The 2,661-nt window shown below is 58.2% G+C and carries 3 protein-coding genes; all 3 read right to left on the bottom strand.

Going from position 1 to position 2,661, the window contains the following annotated elements; translation table 11 throughout:
* Nucleotides 1-8: 8 nt before the first annotated feature.
* Entirely contained in the window at nucleotides 9-1,073 is a 1,065-nt protein-coding gene (locus K1Y02_26830; GenBank protein MBX7259999.1) for a hypothetical protein, read from the bottom strand.
* A gap of 36 nt (nucleotides 1,074-1,109) precedes the next feature.
* Nucleotides 1,110-2,165, bottom strand: a complete 1,056-nt coding sequence (locus K1Y02_26825; protein MBX7259998.1) for a saccharopine dehydrogenase NADP-binding domain-containing protein — start codon at nucleotides 2,163-2,165, stop codon at nucleotides 1,110-1,112.
* 7 nt (nucleotides 2,166-2,172) lie between these two features.
* The coding region (locus K1Y02_26820; GenBank protein MBX7259997.1) for an alkaline phosphatase family protein at nucleotides 2,173-2,661 on the bottom strand (489 nt) is incomplete at its 5' end.

Below are 2,661 nucleotides of genomic sequence, written 5' to 3'. Positions count from 1 at the left end.
GACCTCAATTACTGTGTCGTCGTTTGCACCCGTTCGAGTTTCCAGACGTCGGGTTCCATGTTGTTTCCCGCGACCATCCACAGCGCGTCGTCAAACACGAAGACGCTCGCGGCGTGCCTGATCTTCCAGGGCGTGTCCTTGAGTTCATGCCAAGTGACTCCATCGGACGAGTACCAGACGTCGTTGCGGTTCGTCTTGTTCCAGCCTTCCATGACCCAAAGTTTGTTGTCCCACACGGCGACATCGTGATATTGGCGAGGATGCCACGGCGCATGTTCGAGGTGGCAGGTCCAGCGTTTGCCGTCCGGCGAACTCCACACGTCGTTGTAGAAGTTGCGTATCGGCGATTTCGGCGATTCGTAGGTGCCGCCTCCGAGTATCCAGATGCGATCGTTAAAGACGGCATGCCCGCCGATTAAGCCACGCGGCGACCAATGCGGACCCTTGGGCCGGATTCGTTTCCAGGTGATGCCGTCGGAAGAGTTCCAGATATCGTCGTAGAAGACTTCCGGCCCGGGCGCGTAGAGAATCGTGGTCTGCCCACCCATCACCCAAATCTTGTCTTTGAACACGACGGTATAATGCAGGACGCGAGGGCCCCACGGCACGTTGCGTCCTTTGTTTACGCGCGTCCATGTCTTGCCGTCGCTGGAGTTCCACACGTCGTTCTGATAATGCCCTTGAAGGGGATCGCCGCCGACAATCCACATCTTATCCTTGTAGACCACGTAGCCTGCGGTATGGCGCCCTTCCCAGTCGTGCGCGGGATCGAATTCGGGAAGTCCAAACGTGTTGGGTTTCACGAGGGTCCACGTGAGACCGTCGGTGGTGCTCCACACGTCGTTGACGCATGACTTCGGGAAATTGACCTTGTCCTTGGAATTCCAGCCGCCGATGAGCCACATCTTCCCTTCGTAGCTTAGCGCGCCCGCGCCATCGCGCGGCGTGAACGGTGCGGTCATGGTGACATTGACCCATCGGTAAGCAGGCGCTTCGTCGGCGGAAGCAGGCAGAACGCACGCCCCAACTAGAATGAAAGCCACGGCGATTGCTCTTGCGAAATCTTGAACCATCTGCATTCCCCCCCCCAGAAGTGCCAGTTCGTCGCTCTATCCCTCGAGCTTCTTCACGTTTTCCAACCCGAGCACAAAATCGGGTCCAAACGCCTTCGACGGTGTGTATGCCCCCGGTGGCAACGGCGATTCCAACAGGCAGGTGATTGCTGAAACCGCCGCATCAGCGGTAAGCGTATAGCCTTCCGGCGTGCGAAGTCGAATCACCTTGGTATCGCCATCGGCGTTTTCGGCTTTGCCCCAGAGTATGGTTTCGTCGTTTGCGCGCTCCGAATCGGTTGGACCTTGAACAGTCTTCGCGATGCGGCTCTTGATGATAGACTGCACAAATCCAAAGCCCAGCAATGGAGCGACGAAACGCAAGGAGCGCATCTGCCGGATCTGCTTCTCGGGCATGTGCATGTAGACTTCGATGTTGGGGATGCCGGTAGACCAGAACGCCGTCGATACATCGCCCCATGGGATGACCACGGCCAATTCCGGCGTGTTCTCGAATGCGATAGAAAGAGTCTTCGAAGCGGAAGGGATTTCCACCAACTGCCCATCGCGCCGGATGCGGCATCCATGCGGAAGACCTTCGGCTATGGTCTTCGCCGTGCCAGGGCTTACCCTGCCGCGTTTCGAGCGGAATGCCAGGGTCAGGTGAGTCGCGTCGGGCAACTCGCGTTTCAGCATAGCGGCAAGGCAGTCCGACGGCACGACATCGAATCCCACTCCAGGCATTACAACGATGCCTGCCTGTTTCCAGCGGGCATCATTGCGATGCACAGATTCGAATATATCGATTTCCCCGGTTATGTCGAGGTAATGGCAGCGGGCTTGTTCGCAACCCGATAGCATCGGTTTGTGCGTGGCAGAGAAAGGCCCCGCGCAGTGCAGGACCGCATCAATTCCCTTTAGGCTCGTAGCGACAGCGCCTGCGTTCGAAAGATCGAAGACGCGCGTGTCGAGGCCAAGCTCTTGGCCAAGCCGAGCGATTTCCTGTTTGCCGCGTCCCGCAAGTACGGGGGAGAGGCCGCGCGCTTTTGCCACGCGTGCGCACAGGCGTCCGGTGTAGCCGTTTGCGCCATAGATCATCCATGAGCCGCTCATCGCCACCTCACTGTGTGTTGTGGATACGCTCCGTTCGTGTGAAGTTCACGTACCGTTTACCCGAGACGGTGGAAGCACTGAGACTGCATCGATACGTACTGCCAGCACGTTTTGACTCCACCGAGAATTCGCGCGTCTCGGAGGAAACATCGTTGGGCTGGGGGCCATCCGCGAATAGCTCGGTCAGAACGCGCCCTTCCATGGACGAGGCGAGGGGGATTCCCATCAATTGAAGAATGGTCGGCGCCAAGTCGACATTGCCCGTCGCCACCTTGTTCTGAGCGCTCTTCTTGAACGCAGGTCCCGCCGCGATAAGGGTATTGTGGATGTCGTAGGGACTCGACGTTCCGTGGCCTGCCGTCCCTGCCAGAGTTGTTGTACCCTTCCATCCGAGTGCATTGGCGTCGTCGCTCCAGTTCGCGCCGACAAGAATGTCCGCGGAACGCGCGTGATTCCAGTGGATGATGTCGAAGGAAAATGTTCCTTCGACAAATCC

Source organism: Candidatus Hydrogenedentota bacterium, from assembly GCA_019695095.1.
Classification (GTDB): domain Bacteria; phylum Hydrogenedentota; class Hydrogenedentia; order Hydrogenedentales; family SLHB01; genus JAIBAQ01.
This window is presented reverse-complemented; position numbering and strand designations above follow the sequence as displayed.

Bases quoted from the DNA above. Each gene is read 5' to 3' on its own strand.
- K1Y02_26830 (MBX7259999.1), bottom strand. From the start codon at position 1,073: ATGGTTCAAGATTTCGCAAGAGCAATCGCCGTGGCTTTCATTCTAGTT.
- K1Y02_26825 (MBX7259998.1), bottom strand. From the start codon at position 2,165: ATGAGCGGCTCATGGATGATCTATGGCGCAAACGGCTACACCGGACGC.